Raw genomic sequence first — 2,223 nt, forward strand, 5'->3', positions numbered from 1 at the left:
AACTTTTTTGACAGTTGCTTGATTACCAGTTCTGTTTTACCTTCGATTCTACCTTCGATTCTACCTGCTTCATAGGGATGTTTATAAAGCGTGGACGCCATGTAAATCGCCTCCTTCACGATTTTTTCGAGGAGTTCTATACCAAACAGTTTTCTGCCGCATTCAACAGTTAGAAAGTAAAAATCCGGATCATCGGTTGTTTCAGCTACCTCAAGACATTCCCTTATATGGTCAACCGGCGGCTCGTTTCTGTGCTGCATAAATACCCGCAGCGGGTATAGCGCGGTAATCTGCTTTTTGAGGATCTCGTATTTATCCATGTCGTATAGTTTGACAATCCGATAATGATGTTTTAAGACATCTTGGCCTAAAACAGCAGATGCAAAGCCCTGAGAGACCACCTTAACCGCTGGCTCTTTTAAAATTATCACGGCCTGCAGGATGGGCAAGTCCTCGTTCCAGTACAGGCTGGAATAGTAGCGCAGCATTCTGCGCTGCATTTCTTTATTGCTTCTGTAATTTGCTTCGAACTCCAAATGGAGGAGGAAATGCTCTCCATGGAGTTTAATCTTGGCCAGATAATCCGGCTTTTTCATATCTGCCATTGACAGTTCATGGAGGTTCAAAATCACATCTTCTGCCTCGAAGATATCTGGGAGGACAATGCTGGCCAGGCCCCGGCAGTCTTTTACCTGCAAGTTTTTGATGGTTTCGTCATATGCCTGGTGGCGCGGCTGACCTTCAATGCTGGCCAATAGCATCGCTCTTTTCTGCAAATATTTTTCTCGCCCTCATTATAACGCATAGCGTATTGATTCGCCATAGGGGAAAGGACCGCTGGGGCAGCCTGCTACGGAATGACCCGGCCCACAGCCCGAACCTGACGCTGGACCGAGAAGACTTTTCTTATGCCTGGCCGCCCAGGGTGGCGCCTCTTGAGGACTTGAGGTACTAAAGAAGGAAAGCCGGGGCTAGCGGAAAGTCTCAGCGGCTCTTTCCGGATATATTATAATAGAGAGAGGCATGTGAGAGCGAGCTAATGTCAAATGTTGGGTATGACCCATCAGGCGGCATCCTCTTTTTGGCGTATTCCCTCGACGAATATAACTCCCTTCACAACCTTCGCTAACCTTGGAACTCCCTTCAGTCTTCTCCACCGTTTCCCGGCCCCTCCCGGTCTTTGGCCAAGCAGTCGGTGGCCTTGGAATATTTGGCCGGGTATTTGGTGATGAACAAGTTGAAGGCCTTGATCACCTCCTCCCTGGTTTCGGCCATCCCGGCCTGGTGGAGATCATCCTGGGCTTTTTTCTGGACGCTCTTTCGCAGTTTGTCCAGGACATTAGCGGTCTTATACACCCAGCTACCCCTCCCACCCCACCAGTAGACGTAGCGTTTCTGGGAGAGGTCCCGTTTCCGCCAAATGGTGAACTCCTCCGGCCACTTGGCCTTCAGTCGGCAGATGCTCTGAGGGGAGAGGCCGGGAGCCTGGAGTCCCACAAGCGCGGCCAGTTTGCGGGAAGTCATTGGTGGAGATTCCCCTTCCGGTAGAGCCAGGGGATCAACTCTTCCATCGATTTGGTCTTACGGAGGTACTTGGGTAAGATGCCCGAGGCCTGCCTGCCGGCAGGCAGGTGAACCGGATGGGCGGTGTGACTCCCTTTCTCCGGTCCCGCACCCGGGGGACAGTCACCGGGATGGTTCCCAGGCCGGTGAGGATCTCCCGTTCGGGGAGATACCCGTTGCGGACGATGGATTGGCGTCCCTGTTCGTCTGTGGGGGATCGGTACTGTTCCATGAAGGTTTCCACTTCCGCTTCAATCGCCAGCTGGAGCATCTTTCTGGCTCCTCTTCTCAAGACCTCGGTCAAGGGGTCGAGGATGTCCGGGTTGATTCCACCGGTCTGGTTCGGTTCCGGGTTGATTCCCTTTGACAATTCCTTGGTAACGTGCTTTGCTGTTCTCATGGCCTATCCTCCCTTTGGGGAGCGAGGTGATTTCTTCATAGGAACTGCGCCTTAGGATACGCCACCGGTTTTTATTTGGTATACACAAGTTTTGAGTGTAGCTCCCCGGATGGCAGGGACAGGGTATTTGATAACATTTTTATAGAGCGTCTATGGCGTTCAGTGAAATACGGAGATCTATGTTCATAATTACGAGAGCGTCAGGGACGCTATAGCAAGTCTTACGAGGTATTTTCAGCTTTACAACATGGAGAGGCTTC

Annotated in this window: 1 protein-coding gene and 2 pseudogenes; 1 reads left to right on the forward strand and 2 read right to left on the reverse strand. The window is 51.3% G+C overall.

Annotated elements, in window-relative coordinates; all coding sequences use genetic code 11:
- On the reverse strand, positions 1-755 hold a 755-nt coding region (locus VLH40_00005), incomplete at its 3' end, for a hypothetical protein (protein ID HSV30395.1).
- 308 nt (positions 756-1,063) lie between these two features.
- A pseudogene (locus tag VLH40_00010) lies at positions 1,064-1,921 on the reverse strand (transposase).
- Positions 1,922-2,065: 144 nt separating this feature from the next.
- Here VLH40_00010 and VLH40_00015 point away from each other — a divergent pair.
- Positions 2,066-2,223, forward strand: a pseudogene (locus VLH40_00015) (integrase core domain-containing protein).

The sequence above is a fragment of the Atribacteraceae bacterium genome (assembly GCA_035477455.1).
Taxonomy (GTDB): Bacteria; Atribacterota; Atribacteria; order Atribacterales; family Atribacteraceae; genus DATIKP01.